Here is a 14,257-nt window from a genome sequence, read left to right as displayed (position 1 = left end):
GGCGATTCAACAACAAGACATACATACCAACGCCCACGGCTATCCTCTACAAATGAACCTGTTTTTAACGTGTATTTGCTTAAACCGTAGCTATCCCAAAGCTTAAATTGGTGTTTTCCATACTGGACATATCCATTGGCATATTTGATAGCCACCTTTTTAAAGGGAACCCATCCCAAAGAGCGCCTTGCTGATTTTTTATTGCTGACACGCCATTTCAGCTTTGCTTTTTTAAATTGCTTTCTTCGGGTGACTAATTCTTCAGTTACAGCCTGAATGGTTTGACTATGTAAATTACATTCTTTGGATGTGCCTTTCGTATATTTGGCAATATCAAAAGCAGAGAGAAATTCACCTTTCCGCTTCAAATGCCTAAACCCTAAATCATTGACATAATTCCAGACGAAGTTCACTTCTGATGCTAGTTGGTCTAACACCTTGCAATGTTTGTCTTTTATACGTAATTTAAGGGTTTTCATGTACTTATATTAACAATCAAAACTCAAGGAAAATAGTCCTTAGTTAAATCAAACGACACTTCATGTCGTGTCGCTTATATCTCTGACCTGAAGGACAGAGTTTTACGCTCCATTTGATAAAACAGCTGTGCCATCACGGCATTCTGTCTTGAAACAAAATTTTTCCGCTCATTAATCTGTAAACTGGCCTGCTCTCGTATAGCATCATATTCTGCCGTTGTGAGTTTTCGCTGATTCTTCCAGTGCGCATCAGGTACATAACCTGTTCCATAATGTACATTCAACAATGGCAATTCATGAAAATATTTTGCCGTCGCACGTTTTTCTTTGGCTGTTAAAATATTCAGATGAATCCATTCACTGCCAAGATGAATCGATGGATCACGCTTCATACCTTCAGCAATCCATTTTTTGGCTAGTGAAATATTGCCGATCAACTCATAAGCTGTGCCTAAATTCACTGCCGTCTTCGGTAAACCTGGATGCTCATTTTCAATTGCACGTAAAACCTTAATGGCTAAATCGTAACGGCCTGCGTAGATCTGATGTACGGCATAATCATTTTCTGCCTGATAGTCTATTGGGCTAGGATGCCTTGAGACAAAGTTCTTCAATTTTTCGTCATGATGTTCTTCGTGTTGATTTTCTTTTTCTGAATCAGATGTATAAAAATCTTCTACATAGGTATTTAAACATGCCCAACTTGGCATAGTGATGAGTAATATGCTGCTCAATAGCATGATTTTTTTATTATATTGTGTGTATAGACTGGACTATCCAATGTCATTTTCAAGCTTAGTTTTATCATCTAGTTATAATTCTGTGTGTTATTGGGTATTTTTAAATAATGACCATTCAAACATAAAAAAGCCACCCGAAGGTGGCTTTTTTCATTCAGCGAACTGAATTATTCATCATCTTTTTTTGCTTCGTCAGTAGGAGGTAAGTCCTTGACCGCTTCCGCAATTAGACCAAACATATAGTTGCCATAAGCATTTGTTTTGTCGTAATGGAAACGCAAACGTGGCGTAATACGTGTTTTGATACGACGGCTCAGTTCATGACGCAAGAAACCAGATGCTTTATTCAAGACATCTAAAGTTTCTTTATTTGCGGCTTCACTTTGCTCATCGCCTAGCTCACGACCCATTACAGTCACATAAACTTCGGCATATCCTAAGTCTGGGCTCACCTTCACGGCAGAGATGGTCACAAGACCACCTAAGCGTGGATCTTTCAGCTCCTGACGGATCAGTTCTGACAACTCACGTTGTACTGTATCCGCCATACGCTTCAGACGTTGACTACCCGCCATTAAAGACTCCGTTTAATCAATTGAACATCGTACACTTCAATCTTATCTTGTGCTTTGATGTCTTTATAGCCTTTCACCGCAAGACCACATTCCATACCGGCACGAACTTCTTCAACCACATCTTTGTAGCGACGAAGAGATTCAAGCTCACCTTGGAATACCACCACGTCATCACGTAATACGCGAATCGGTTTATTACGGTGTAATGTACCTTCAAGTACCATACAACCTGCAGCAGCACCGAATTTACTTGAGTGGAACACTTCACGTACTTCAGCAACACCAAGAATTGTTTCACGGTGTTCAGGCGCTAATTTACCGCTCATCGCATCTTTCACATCATCAATTAATTGATAGATGATCGAGTAGTAACGAATGTCGATACCATCAGCATCAGCTTTTTGACGTGCAGTATTATCAGCACGTACGTTAAAGCCGAGAAGAACCGCTTCTGATGATTCAGCAAGTGTTACGTCAGACTCAGTGATCGCACCAACACCTGAACCAATAATACGTACTTTCACTTCATCAGTTGCAAGTTCAGCAAGTGCAACGTGTAATGCTTCCAAAGTACCACGTACGTCTGTTTTCAATACCACGTTGACAATAGGCACATCTTTCTTGCCCATAGACGCCATGATATTTTCAAGACGCATCGCAGATTGACGCTCAAGACGTTTTTGACGTTCACGATCCATACGCGCATCAGCAACTTCACGTGCTTTTTTCTCGTCATTTACAACAAGAACTTCATCACCCGCCATTGGCGCTTCTGGTAGACCCAAGATTTCCACAGGAATCGAAGGACCAGCAGATTTAATACGTTGACCATTTTCATCTGTCATTGCACGTACACGACCGTATGACGAACCTGCAAGAACAAGGTCACCCACTTTCAATGTACCGTTTTGAACAAGAATCGATGTTACCGCACCACGTCCTTTGTCTACACGTGCTTCAATTACAACACCTTGTGCCGCACCCTCTTCAGATGCTTTAAGCTCAAGAAGTTCGGCTTGAATTGAGATCAAGTCAAGAAGTTCGTCGATACCTGCACCGCTGTGCGCAGAAACCATTGCCACTGGAACGTCACCGCCCCATTGCTCAGGTACGATTTCTTTCGTCGTCAACTCATTCAATACGCGATCTGGATCAGCAGATTCTTTATCCATTTTGTTGATAGCAACAATAATTGGCGTACCTGCTGCACGTGCATGGTCAATCGCTTCCGCAGTTTGTGGCATAACACCATCATCCGCTGCAACAACCAACACTACGATATCTGTAGATTTCGCACCACGTGAACGCATTGCAGTAAATGCTGCGTGTCCCGGTGTATCTAAGAAAGTAATAATACCTTTTTCAGTTTTCACATGGTAAGCACCAATATGCTGTGTGATACCACCTGCTTCACCTGCAGCCACTTTAGAGCGACGAATACGGTCAAGAAGTGATGTTTTACCATGGTCAACGTGACCCATAATTGTCACAACTGGCGGACGAGTGGTTTGGACACCACGCGCTTCTTCAGCTGCTTCAAGTAAGTTGTCTTCTGCTTGTGTATCCGAAACAAGTACTGGATTGTGACCCATTTCTTCAACAACAAGTGCTGCAATTTCTTGATCAATCGCTTGGTTTTGAGTAACCAATTCGCCCATTTTCATGAGTGATTTGATAACTTCGCGAACTTTAACCGCCATTTTCGCAGCCAAGTCAGCAACAACAATTGTTTCACCAATTTCAACATCATAAACTTGTTTTTTAACTGGTTTTTCAAAGCCATGCTTGTTCGCTTGACTTGTTTTTAAACCACGTTTATGTGAGTTATCACGGAAAGATTGCTCTTCACCACGACGACCACCTTTTTTAGGTGAACGTGAATTGTTGGTATTGGTACCACGTTTAATTTCACGGTCTTCTTTCGCAAATGAATCTTCATATGCCTGACCTACAAGGCCGGCAGCAAGCGGAGAATCATCTACAACACGAATGGTCGCAGTAGTGTCTTCGTTAGAATACTTAGACGCCATTTGACGCATTTGCTCAAGCGTACGTTGTTGCGCTTCTTCAGCGGCTTTACGACGCGCCGCTTCTTCTACAGCTTTCAATTGTGCTGCTTGAGCTTCACGTGCTTTTTTCTGTTCTAGAGTTTCAACAGGTTTTGTAATTGGCTTGTTGTTTGACTTACGTTTTACAACAACCGCAGCTTTCGGTGTTTCTTGCTTCGCATGTTCTTGCTTCGCAGCAGCACGCATTGCTTCTAAAGCTTGTTTCGCTTTAGATACTGGTTGTTGCTTCGGTTCTTCAGCTTTCGCTTCAACCTTAGGTTCCTGTTTACGTGCTTGTTGGTCAGCTTGTGCTTTCGCTAATGCTTCAGCTTTAATTTGCTCAGGATCCGGTTTAACAAATGTATGTTTCTTACGAACTTCTACATTAATCGTTTTTGCCTTGCCCGATGTACTCGCCACTTTAGCAGTACTGGTAGTTTTACGTTTCAACGTGATTTGTCCTGCATTGCCCGCATCCTGACCATGAACTTTTTTCAAATGGTTAACGAGGGCATTTTGTTGTTCAGTGGAGATAATATCTTCAGGTTTAGTTTGTGTTAAACCTGCATCACGAACCTGTTCCAGCAGCTTCTCAACTGGACGACCCACGCTGAGAGCTAACTCCTTAATCGACTTGTCCGTCATATATTACCTCCTAGTTAAACCATGATTCGCGCGCTTTCATAATAAGTTGACCTGCTTTTTCAACACCTAAACCTTCAATATCAGAGATATCGTCAGTGGCTTGATCTGCAAGATCATCTACAGTTACCACACCGCGAGCGGCAAGCGCATACGCGATTTCTTTAGTCACGCCTTCCATTGCAGCAAGCTCTTCGCTTGGCTCTTGGATGTTCTCTTGTTGTTTCAATGCATCAGCCAATGCAACTTCTTTTGCACGACCTTGTAGCATTTCAACAGTTTCAGCATCAAGTTCGATCTCATCGAATGTTTCCGCAGGAACATACGCGATTTCTTCTAATGATGTGAAGCCCATTTCAACCAACGCCATCGCTAAGTCTTCATCAATATCTAGACGTGTAACAAACATATCTAAATATTGTTGCGCTTCGTTTTGTTGGCGTGCGTGATATTCTTCTTCAAGCATCATATTGAGCTTGTAACCAGTCAATTCAGATGCTAAACGTACGTTTTGACCTTGAGAGCCAATTGCACGCGCTAACTGATCACTCGTTGCAAAAATAATATCTGCAGTACGTTCTTCTTCATCAATCACGATACCTGATACATCAGCAGGCTCTAAAGCACTTGCAATGTACTGTGCCGCGTCATCCGACCAAACGACTACATCAATACGCTCACCATTTAACTCTGACTGAACCGCTTGGATACGTGTACCACGCATACCAATACATGCACCTACAGGATCAATACGGTGATCGTTTGTTTTCACAGCGATTTTAGCACGAACGCCAGGTTGGCGTGCAGCTGCCTTAATCTCAATGATTTCTTCAGCAATTTCAGGAATTTCTTTCTTCATCAATGCGATGAGCATTTCTGGTTTAGAACGAGAAAGTAATAACTGAGCACCACGGCCTTCACGGTTCACATTAAACAAAATCGCGTTTACACGTTGTTTAGGACGTAGAATTTCTTTAGCGATCATTTCTTCACGCGCAAGATATGCTTCTGCATTGTCACCTAAGTCAATGATAAAGCCATCTTTGGTTTGTTTTTTCACTTCACCGTAGATGAGTTCACCAACTTTAGACTCGTAAGCATCTGCAATTAATGCACGTTCTGCTTCACGAATTTTTTGAACAATCACTTGTTTCGCAATTTGTGCCGCAATACGACCGAAATCAATCGATTCAACTTCAAGTTCACGAATATCGCCAATTGCCCATTTTGCAGGATCTACATCAGAGATCGCATCTTGGCATGCTGGCATTTCGTGATCTTCGTCGGCAACCACTTCCCATTGACGGAAAGTACGGTAATCACCAGTACGACGGTCGATTTCTACACGTAGACGAGCTTCTTCCGAGTGAGTTCCCTCATAGAATTTCTTCTTAGTCGCTGCAACTAAAGCTTGTTCAAGCGCTTCAAAAATTGCATCACGACTTACACCTTTTTCGTTACTAACCGTTTCTACTACGGTAAGAATTTCACGAGCCATAAGTCACCTATTCGTTCAGATTCTTATTTATTAAATTAATCTTGGAAAACCAGATTTGCTTTATCAATATTGTGGCTGTCAATATCCAACACTTGTTGCTTTTCAACTTCAACCTGAATCATTTCGCTTTCAAGGTCTACGCTTACAAGTTTGGCTTGGAATTTACGACGATTATCCACAGCACTGATCAAACGCAAAGCGACTTGCTGACCAATGTATGCCGTCATTTGTTCCAATTTAAAGAACTGACGATCCCAACCTGGAGATGACACTTCCAATGCATATTCGCCTGAAATTGGATCATGTACATCCAACATCGCACCCACTTGCTGAGTGACACGAACACAGTCCTGCACACCGATACCACGGCCTTGCTCAACTTCGCCATCTTCATTGATGACAGGTTCTGCATTTTCATCAACTTCACGGTCGATATAAATACGTAACAGTGAACGTTTTCCTTGAGGTTGGAAATCAATCCCCCAAAGTTCTACATCACATGCTTGCACCGCTGGGGCAATTAAGTCCTGAAGTGCTTGAGTTTTATTTGATAGCTTCATTTACTCTCGTCAAATTTGTGCGATTCGATGGTCGAAATGACCACTACAGACCAATGCAAAACTATAGTAGTAGTGAAACATGACGGTTTGACCAAAATACTGTCGACACTACACGATAGCCAATAAAAAAGGGCGTAAATCGCCCCATTATTACACAGAAAACCATAGTCCACTGTGCAAAAAGGCCCACCTAGTTGTGAGCCTCTTTTAGAAACTTGGTAGCGGGAGCTGGATTTGAACCAACGACCTTCGGGTTATGAGCCCGACGAGCTACCAGACTGCTCCATCCCGCATCAACATGCAAAAATTATATACAATTTCTTGGTCATTTTCAATCTAAAACAACCTGAAGAATTGCCCTACTGAGTTGCATCTCAGAGGATTGGTAGCGGGAGCTGGATTTGAACCAACGACCTTCGGGTTATGAGCCCGACGAGCTACCAGACTGCTCCATCCCGCATCAACATCACAATGACTTTCAGACAAACTGCTTATATAGATTGTGCGCTATATAAGATTGGTAGCGGGGGCTGGATTTGAACCAACGACCTTCGGGTTATGAGCCCGACGAGCTACCAGACTGCTCCACCCCGCATCAATATGCAAATAGTTCTCTCAGCTTTAAAAGCTGTCCATTTAAAAGTTTGCATCTTAAAAATAGAATTGATTGGTAGCGGGAGCTGGATTTGAACCAACGACCTTCGGGTTATGAGCCCGACGAGCTACCAGACTGCTCCATCCCGCATCAACAGAGTTTTGCTGCATACACCAACTTATGTTCTGGATTATAAGTTGGTGCGGAAGGGGGGACTTGAACCCCCACGCCCGAAAGCACTACCACCTCAAGGTAGCGTGTCTACCAATTCCACCACCACCGCAGCTGTGACGCATTCTAGTCGCAACACATCAAAAAAGAAAGCGTTAAATAAATTATTCAGAGCTTTTTGGTGCAGTTGGCGAAGTTTCAGCCGATTTTGCTGGCGCAGTCGGTACTGAAGAAATCGCATTCAGACTATAAGCATCTGTCGTTTGTTTCTTTGCAAACACAGCAAGTGTCAAGCTCGTAACAAAGAACAAAGCCGTTAAAATCGCAGTCAAACGGGTCATAAAGTTACCCGAACCAGATGCACCAAATACAGTTGCAGCACCGCCGCCACCAAAAGATGCACCCGCATCTGCGCCTTTACCATGCTGAACTAAAATCAGCACGATCATTAAAATCGCTAAGATAATATGTACCACCAGCACAAACGTATGCATGCTGAACTCCTAATTATTTTGTATTTGCAAATGCTTGAGCAATTTTATAAAACGACTCTGCATTTAATGATGCACCACCGACCAGCGCACCATTGATATCCGGACAGGCTGCCAACTCTACTGCATTTTCAGGTTTTACACTACCACCATAAAGAATCGCAGTATGAAGTCCCATTGGGGTGATTTGGCTTAAACCTTCACGAATTTTAGCATGCATCGCTTGTGCATCTTCAGGTGACGCTGTTTTACCTGTACCAATGGCCCAAATTGGCTCATAAGCCACCACAATTTGTTTCCACTGCTCTGCTTGTACGACAGCAGCGATATCACATATTTGTTGTAACACAACCTGTTCTGCTTGACCGCTTTCACGTTGTTCTAAGCTTTCACCCACACAATAAATCACAGTCAAACCTGCGTTTAATGCATTTTTTACTTTTTCATTAATGATATGCGGTTGATCAGCAAAAATTTCACGGCGTTCTGAATGACCAATCAGTACAAATTCAACACCATAATCTTTTAATAGCTCAGCACTGAGCTCACCCGTATATGCACCTGTACCTGCAACGCGAGAAACGTCTTGTGCAACAGTCATGATGTTACGGCTAGCTTGTGCTAATTCATTTTGCACCGTGGTCAGAGCAATAGCTGTTGGTGCAACCCCAATATGGCATGCCGCTTCAGCAATATTTTGTTCATTTAATAATTGCTTAAAATTCTTAAGAAGTGCGCCAGCATCGGCTTGCAATGGGTTCATTTTCCAGTTACCCACTACCCAAGGCGTAATCGTCGAACCCGACATATTTATCCCACATGACAAAGATGAAATCGGGCACATTCTACACGTAATTCATAATTTTGAAGATAAATTTCAACACATTTGCATCTTCGAACCACACCAGTCATTCCAAGATCTTCACTTTTCTGTAAAAAATTAAGCAGATTTAAGGACTGGTTCATGCTTTTTACCAATTCTTAGCTAGTGACAACACTTTAAGATATGGTATTTTTGTGCAACAAAAGTATAATTTTGCTATACCAATTATAAACAGACTGAAGCATAGGCAAGTAAAAGCATGACAGCAGTTCAAGGTTCTTCAAGATTTACGGGGTTTATTCGTCGCTTAGTTGACGAAGGGCATCTGTCTGCCGAAAAAATGCAAACAGCGCTGCAAAATTCAAAAAAGGCTCATCAAGATATCGTGCCGCATTTGATTCAGGAATATCAACTTTCAGCACGCCTGATCGCTGAAACCATCTCGATAGAGTTCGGTGAACCGGTTTTTGATATTTCGACTTATGACACCTCCTTAATTATTCGTGATGAATTTGAAGATAAGTTAATTACCAAGCATCGTATTTTGCCCATTTTTAAACATGGCAATTTATTATTCGTTGCGATCAGTAATCCCACCAATATTGAAGCAGTGGATGCCATTCGGTTTGGTAGTAAGCTGAATACCGAAACCATTATTGTTGAACATGACAAACTTGAAAAGTTAATTGAACAGAACTTCGCTGAAGAAAGTACTTTTGACTTTGATGATGACTTTGATCTTGATTTAGATAGTGAAACACCCGATCCATCTCAAGAAGATGAAGATGAGGCAACGGGTGATGAAGCGCCGATTGTTAAGTACATCAATAAACTACTAGTCGACGCAATTCGCATGGGTGCATCTGACTTACATTTCGAACCCTACGAAAAGACCTATCGCGTCCGCTACCGTGTCGATGGCGTGTTAAGAACAATTACAAATCCGCCCTTGCAGCTCGCTACTCGACTCGCTTCACGTTTAAAAGTCATGTCACAAATGGACATCTCGGAAAAGCGTATACCTCAAGACGGTCGTATCAAGTTAAAGCTTTCAAAGAACAAAGCTATCGACTTCCGTGTGAACTCTTTACCGACATTGTTTGGTGAAAAACTTGTTCTACGTATCCTTGATCCATCTAGTGCGATGCTAGGGATTGATGCGTTGGGTTATGAACCGGATCAAAAAGAACTGTTCATGCAGGCTTTAGAAAAACCACAAGGCATGCTACTCATTACCGGTCCAACGGGTTCCGGTAAAACCGTATCTCTATATACAGGTTTAAATATTCTCAACCGTGAAGATACCAATATTTCAACGGCCGAAGACCCTGTGGAAATTAACTTAGAAGGGATCAATCAGGTCAACGTAAATAATAAAGTCGGCCTCACCTTCTCTGCAGCCTTAAAATCATTCTTACGTCAAGACCCTGATATTGTGATGGTCGGTGAGATTCGAGATTTAGAAACGGCTGAAATTGCAATTAAAGCGGCTCAAACAGGTCACATGGTGATGTCTACACTGCATACCAATAGTGCACCTGAAACACTGACACGCTTACGCAATATGGGCGTGCCTTCATTTAACATCGCGACATCCGTGAACCTTGTCATTGCGCAGCGACTTGCGCGTCGCCTATGTTCACAATGTAAAGAAACAGTAGAGGTACCAAAACAAAGTCTACTGGAACTTGGTTTTACTGAAGACGATTTAAATACACCAGAATTTCAAATATACCAACCTGTTGGTTGTGCCGAATGCCGTGAAGGCTATAAAGGTCGTGTCGGTATATATGAAGTCATGAAAGTGACACCTGAAATTTCAAGAATTATTATGGAAGATGGCAATGCCTTACAAATTGCCGAAGCTTCAAATCAAGCAGGTTTTAACAATTTACGCCGTTCAGGCTTAATTAAGGTCATGCAGGGGGTGACTTCACTTCAAGAAGTCAATCGTGTGACCAGTGAGTAAGTGAATTAGTATTTAAAAATAAGGATAAATTCATGGCTGTAAAAAAAGCGCAGATGATGCCAACCTTCAGTTATGAAGGCGTGGATCGCAAAGGGGCGAAAATCAAAGGGGAAATGCCTTCGCGTAATATGGCTTTAGCCAAAGTCACTTTACGTAAGCAAGGCATCACCATTAAAACCATTCGAGAAAAACGCAAAAATATTCTCGAAGGCTTGATGAAAAAGAAAGTATCCACTTTGGATATCACGGTATTCACGCGCCAACTTGCAACCATGATGAAAGCCGGTGTACCGCTCGTTCAGGGTTTTGAAATCGTGGCGGAAGGCCTAGAAAACCCAGCCATGCGTGAAGTGGTCTTGGGGATCAAAGGTGAAGTTGAAGGCGGTAATACCTTTGCTGGTGCGCTGCGCAAATATCCGCAGTATTTCGATAACCTATTTTGCTCCTTGGTTGAATCAGGTGAACAGTCGGGTGCATTGGAAACCATGCTAGACCGTGTTGCCATTTACAAAGAAAAAAGTGAATTGCTTAAGCAAAAAATCAAAAAAGCCATGAAATACCCAGCAGCGGTCATCGTTGTCGCTGTTATTGTGACGATTATTTTGATGGTAAAAGTGGTTCCCGTATTCCAAGACTTGTTTTCATCATTTGGTGCAGACTTACCTGCCTTTACCAAAATGGTGGTCAACATGTCGGAATGGATGCAAAAATATTGGTTCTTCCTCATCATTGGAATTGGAGCTGTGATTGCTGGTTTCATGGAAGCGAAAAAACGTAGCAAGGCTTTCCGTGACTTCTTGGACAAAGCTGCACTGAAAGCACCAATTTTTGGTGATTTGGTTTATAAAGCAATTATTGCCCGCTATAGCCGTACCTTAGCAACAACCTTTGCCGCAGGTGTACCCTTAATTGATGCGCTTGAATCAACTGCAGGTGCAACCAACAACGTGGTCTATGAAACAGCGGTCATGAAAATTCGTGAAGATGTCGCGACTGGTCAACAACTGCAATTTGCTATGCGTGTCACCGATAAATTCCCATCTATGGCGATTCAAATGGTGGCTATTGGTGAAGAGTCTGGTGCTCTAGATGCCATGCTAGATAAAGTGGCAACGCATTATGAAAACGAAGTAGATAACGCCGTAGATGGTTTAACCTCGATGATGGAACCCTTAATTATGGCGGTACTGGGTGTCCTCGTTGGTGGTCTTGTGATTGCAATGTATCTTCCAATCTTCCAAATGGGTTCTGTGGTTTAATGCAAGAATTAATAACATATTTAATCAATACCCCAATTGCGATGTATATCGCAGTTGGGATTTTTAGTCTTTGCATCGGTAGTTTTTTAAATGTGGTGATTTACCGTACGCCAAAGATGATGGAACAAGAATGGCGCACGGATTGCCAACTGTTTTTACATCCAGACCAACCGATTATTGATGAAACAAAGATCACCCTGAGTACACCTGCTTCAACGTGTCCAAAATGCAAAACACCTATACGTTGGTATCAAAACATTCCAGTCATCAGTTGGATCGTGTTACGCGGAAAATGTGGAAGTTGCCAAAACCCGATCAGTAGCCGTTATCCACTGATCGAGCTACTCACCATGATCTGCGCGCTGATTGTTGTTGCTGTTTTTGGCCCAACCATCCAAATGCTGTTTGGTCTGGTGCTGACTTATGTCTTGATTGCATTAACATTTATTGATTTTGACACCCAACTTTTACCTGACCGTTATACCCTTCCTTTAGCTGCACTCGGGCTTGGCGTGAATAGCTATGCCATTTATACCTCTGCAACCTCAGCCATTTGGGGATATATCATCGGCTTCTTATGCCTATGGATCGTTTACTATTTATTTAAAATTATCACTGGCAAAGAAGGTATGGGCTATGGTGACTTTAAGCTTTTAGCTGCCTTGGGTGCATGGATGGGCCCTTTCCTGCTTCCACTGATTGTATTACTCTCTTCACTAGTGGGTGCAATCATTGGGATTATTTTGCTCAAAGTTCGTAAAGAAAACCAACCTTTTGCATTTGGTCCCTATATTGCCATCGCCGGATGGATCGCTTTTTTATGGGGTGATCAAATTATGAAAATTTATTTGGGTCAGTAAGGTCGTTGTATGACATTTGTCTTGGGTTTAACAGGTGGTATTGGTAGCGGTAAATCTGCTGCAAGCAATTGGTTTGAACTCCAAGGCATTCAAGTCGTCGATGCTGATATCGTTGCACGGGAAGTTGTCGAACCTGGTAAACCCGCACTGAATCAAATTCAGCAACAATTTGGTGATTGGGTTTTACTTGCAAATGGTGAGTTAAATCGGCGTGCATTACGCGAGCATATCTTTAAAGATCCTACAGCACGTCAAGCACTTGAAGCCATTACCCATCCAGCAATACGCCAGTCCATTATCCAACAATTAAACGAAGCCACCAGCCCCTATGTCATCTTGGTTTCGCCGTTATTATTTGAAACCAATCAACATGAATTGGCCAATCACACCTTGCTGATTGATGCCACAGAACAATTGCAAATTCAGCGTGCATCACAGCGTGATGGTCAAAATATCGAGCAAATCCAAAAAATTATTCAAGTTCAAATGTCACGTCAGGAAAAGCAAAAAATTGCAGATGATATCGTGCTGAATGATGGTCATTTAGATCATCTTTATGCGCAGCTTCGGCCGTTGCATCTCAAGTACTTAGCGCACGCTGAAAAAAGCTAAAGAAAAAAGCAGTCTTACTCAGACTGCTTTTTTTGTTGTTCGAGTTGCTGCTCTAGACTATCCTTTCGTCCCAACCATTTCCACGGTTGAATCGCTCCAATCCCCATCCCGACCAATCCACACACAATTGCAAAACTTAAGGGTTCATTCAGCAGCGGTACCGCTAAAATTGCAGCAATAAAAGGTGCCAAAGTTACGATGCTTCCGGCTTTAAATGCACCCAAGCGCTTGATCGCCTCTACATACGTTAAAGTCGCAATAATCACCACAAAAACACCGTGAAAGATGACTTGCCCAACGAGCTGCAGCGGCTCTGGTTCGGACCAATGTTTTGGGAAAAATAGTAGGTAAATTGGCACAAATACCACGGCGGACCAAATTGCAACCCCCGCCATGGCATGCCAAGCAGAGAGCTTCCATTGTTTAAGCAATACCGTAAATATCCCCCACCAAATGGCACTGATAAAAAACAGCAAATCACCGAGACCAAACGCTACACCGGTTTCCACATACATCAAATAGCTCATTAAGCTAATGGCAGAGACCATAATCACTACACTGATCCAGGTATGCTTATCGAGCGGCTGCTTGAAGATCAGAAATGCAGCTATAGCCGTACATAAGGGAATACAACCATTGAGGAAAATTGCCGCATGGGCCGCAGGAGCATAATGAAATGCACTATAGGCCGTTAAACAATAGGTCACCCCACCGAGCATAGCGAGGATAAAAGGCTCTTTCTTCCATAAAAAAGCCGTATCTTTTTTATAAATCAAAATTGGCATTAAGATGCAAAATGCCAAAGCAAACCTGAGCGCCGTGATATCCCAAGCACTGATTCCCCAATTGGCGCTTAAACGCGCCGTTAAGGTAAATCCACCCCAAATACACATGGTAATGAACACATATAAATAACCTTGCTTTTGAGGAGACAT

General features: G+C 42.4%; 12 protein-coding genes, 5 tRNA genes and 1 pseudogene. 4 read left to right on the top strand and 14 right to left on the bottom strand.

Translation table 11 applies throughout. The features are described from left to right. From FTV03_RS03655 to tpiA, 13 genes and pseudogenes are all read right to left on the bottom strand, one after another. Window positions 1-479, bottom strand: a pseudogene (locus tag FTV03_RS03655) (RNA-guided endonuclease TnpB family protein); the annotation flags it as partial. A 74-nt stretch (window positions 480-553) separates the two neighbouring features. Beyond that, window positions 554-1,219 (bottom strand): M48 family metallopeptidase, encoded by a 666-nt coding sequence (locus FTV03_RS03650; protein ID WP_180039978.1) that lies wholly within the window; start codon window positions 1,217-1,219, stop codon window positions 554-556. Window positions 1,220-1,386: 167 nt separating this feature from the next. Then, window positions 1,387-1,794: a ribosome-binding factor A gene (locus tag FTV03_RS03645; protein ID WP_078189413.1), complete on the bottom strand. Its 408-nt coding sequence runs from the start codon at window positions 1,792-1,794 to the stop codon at window positions 1,387-1,389. Beyond that, window positions 1,794-4,487, bottom strand: coding sequence for a translation initiation factor IF-2 (gene infB, locus FTV03_RS03640; RefSeq protein ID WP_168378201.1), 2,694 nt, complete (start codon window positions 4,485-4,487; stop codon window positions 1,794-1,796). The genes FTV03_RS03645 and infB overlap by 1 nt, the downstream gene beginning before the upstream one ends. Window positions 4,488-4,497: 10 nt before the next feature. Continuing rightward, window positions 4,498-5,982, bottom strand: coding sequence for a transcription termination factor NusA (nusA, locus tag FTV03_RS03635; RefSeq protein ID WP_180039976.1), 1,485 nt, complete (start codon window positions 5,980-5,982; stop codon window positions 4,498-4,500). A gap of 35 nt (window positions 5,983-6,017) precedes the next feature. Further along, window positions 6,018-6,542 carry a ribosome maturation factor RimP gene (rimP, locus tag FTV03_RS03630; RefSeq protein WP_078189416.1) on the bottom strand — a complete coding sequence of 175 codons (525 nt, stop codon included), beginning with the start codon at window positions 6,540-6,542 and terminating at the stop codon, window positions 6,018-6,020. 216 nt (window positions 6,543-6,758) lie between these two features. After that, window positions 6,759-6,835: transfer RNA gene (locus FTV03_RS03625), tRNA-Met, on the bottom strand. A 90-nt stretch (window positions 6,836-6,925) separates the two neighbouring features. Then, a tRNA-Met gene (locus FTV03_RS03620) sits at window positions 6,926-7,002 on the bottom strand. Window positions 7,003-7,060: 58 nt separating this feature from the next. Beyond that, window positions 7,061-7,137: transfer RNA gene (locus FTV03_RS03615), tRNA-Met, on the bottom strand. Window positions 7,138-7,210: 73 nt separating this feature from the next. Next, window positions 7,211-7,287, bottom strand: a tRNA-Met gene (locus tag FTV03_RS03610). A gap of 48 nt (window positions 7,288-7,335) precedes the next feature. Then, window positions 7,336-7,420: transfer RNA gene (locus FTV03_RS03605), tRNA-Leu, on the bottom strand. Between the two features lie 52 nt (window positions 7,421-7,472). Then, window positions 7,473-7,802, bottom strand: a complete 330-nt coding sequence (gene secG / locus FTV03_RS03600; RefSeq protein ID WP_078189417.1) for a preprotein translocase subunit SecG — start codon at window positions 7,800-7,802, stop codon at window positions 7,473-7,475. Between the two features lie 13 nt (window positions 7,803-7,815). Continuing rightward, entirely contained in the window at window positions 7,816-8,607 is a 792-nt protein-coding gene (gene tpiA / locus FTV03_RS03595; RefSeq protein WP_180039974.1) for a triose-phosphate isomerase, read from the bottom strand. Between the two features lie 274 nt (window positions 8,608-8,881). On the opposite strand from tpiA, the gene pilB reads away from it, so the two are divergent. The 4 genes from pilB to coaE are packed head-to-tail and all read left to right on the top strand — an operon-like array spanning window position 8,882 to window position 13,322. Further along, on the top strand, window positions 8,882-10,591 hold the full coding sequence (pilB, locus tag FTV03_RS03590; RefSeq protein WP_168378203.1) for a type IV-A pilus assembly ATPase PilB: 1,710 nt from the start codon (window positions 8,882-8,884) through the stop codon (window positions 10,589-10,591). A gap of 32 nt (window positions 10,592-10,623) precedes the next feature. Further along, window positions 10,624-11,850 carry a type II secretion system F family protein gene (locus FTV03_RS03585; protein WP_078192563.1) on the top strand — a complete coding sequence of 409 codons (1,227 nt, stop codon included), beginning with the start codon at window positions 10,624-10,626 and terminating at the stop codon, window positions 11,848-11,850. Then, window positions 11,850-12,710, top strand: coding sequence for an A24 family peptidase (locus FTV03_RS03580; protein WP_180039972.1), 861 nt, complete (start codon window positions 11,850-11,852; stop codon window positions 12,708-12,710). Before FTV03_RS03585 ends, FTV03_RS03580 begins: the two co-directional genes overlap by 1 nt. A gap of 9 nt (window positions 12,711-12,719) precedes the next feature. After that, window positions 12,720-13,322, top strand: a complete 603-nt coding sequence (gene coaE / locus FTV03_RS03575; protein ID WP_180039970.1) for a dephospho-CoA kinase — start codon at window positions 12,720-12,722, stop codon at window positions 13,320-13,322. Window positions 13,323-13,336: 14 nt separating this feature from the next. On the opposite strand, the gene FTV03_RS03570 is transcribed toward coaE, so the two are convergent. Further along, the gene (locus tag FTV03_RS03570) at window positions 13,337-14,257 is read right to left on the bottom strand and encodes a DMT family transporter (protein ID WP_373685266.1); all 921 of its coding nucleotides are present in this window, start codon (window positions 14,255-14,257) and stop codon (window positions 13,337-13,339) included.

It is taken from the genome of Acinetobacter sp. YH12218 (assembly GCF_013417925.1).
GTDB lineage: Bacteria > Pseudomonadota > Gammaproteobacteria > Pseudomonadales > Moraxellaceae > Acinetobacter > Acinetobacter amyesii.
The sequence above is the reverse complement of the archived record's forward strand: the minus strand, read 5'-3'. Positions and strand labels throughout refer to the sequence as shown.

What these genes read in the sequence shown, in the direction of transcription:
- FTV03_RS03645 (WP_078189413.1), bottom strand. Translation starts at nt 1,794, where the DNA reads ATGGCGGGTAGTCAACGTCTGAAGCGTATGGCGGATACAGTACAACGT.
- coaE (WP_180039970.1), top strand. Translation starts at nt 12,720, where the DNA reads ATGACATTTGTCTTGGGTTTAACAGGTGGTATTGGTAGCGGTAAATCT.
- infB (WP_168378201.1), bottom strand. Translation starts at nt 4,487, where the DNA reads ATGACGGACAAGTCGATTAAGGAGTTAGCTCTCAGCGTGGGTCGTCCA.
- FTV03_RS03650 (WP_180039978.1), bottom strand. Translation starts at nt 1,219, where the DNA reads ATGCTATTGAGCAGCATATTACTCATCACTATGCCAAGTTGGGCATGT.
- FTV03_RS03580 (WP_180039972.1), top strand. Translation starts at nt 11,850, where the DNA reads ATGCAAGAATTAATAACATATTTAATCAATACCCCAATTGCGATGTAT.
- tpiA (WP_180039974.1), bottom strand. Translation starts at nt 8,607, where the DNA reads ATGTCGGGTTCGACGATTACGCCTTGGGTAGTGGGTAACTGGAAAATG.
- nusA (WP_180039976.1), bottom strand. Translation starts at nt 5,982, where the DNA reads ATGGCTCGTGAAATTCTTACCGTAGTAGAAACGGTTAGTAACGAAAAA.
- rimP (WP_078189416.1), bottom strand. Translation starts at nt 6,542, where the DNA reads ATGAAGCTATCAAATAAAACTCAAGCACTTCAGGACTTAATTGCCCCA.
- secG (WP_078189417.1), bottom strand. Translation starts at nt 7,802, where the DNA reads ATGCATACGTTTGTGCTGGTGGTACATATTATCTTAGCGATTTTAATG.
- pilB (WP_168378203.1), top strand. Translation starts at nt 8,882, where the DNA reads ATGACAGCAGTTCAAGGTTCTTCAAGATTTACGGGGTTTATTCGTCGC.
- FTV03_RS03570 (WP_373685266.1), bottom strand. Translation starts at nt 14,257, where the DNA reads ATGTCTCCTCAAAAGCAAGGTTATTTATATGTGTTCATTACCATGTGT.
- FTV03_RS03585 (WP_078192563.1), top strand. Translation starts at nt 10,624, where the DNA reads ATGGCTGTAAAAAAAGCGCAGATGATGCCAACCTTCAGTTATGAAGGC.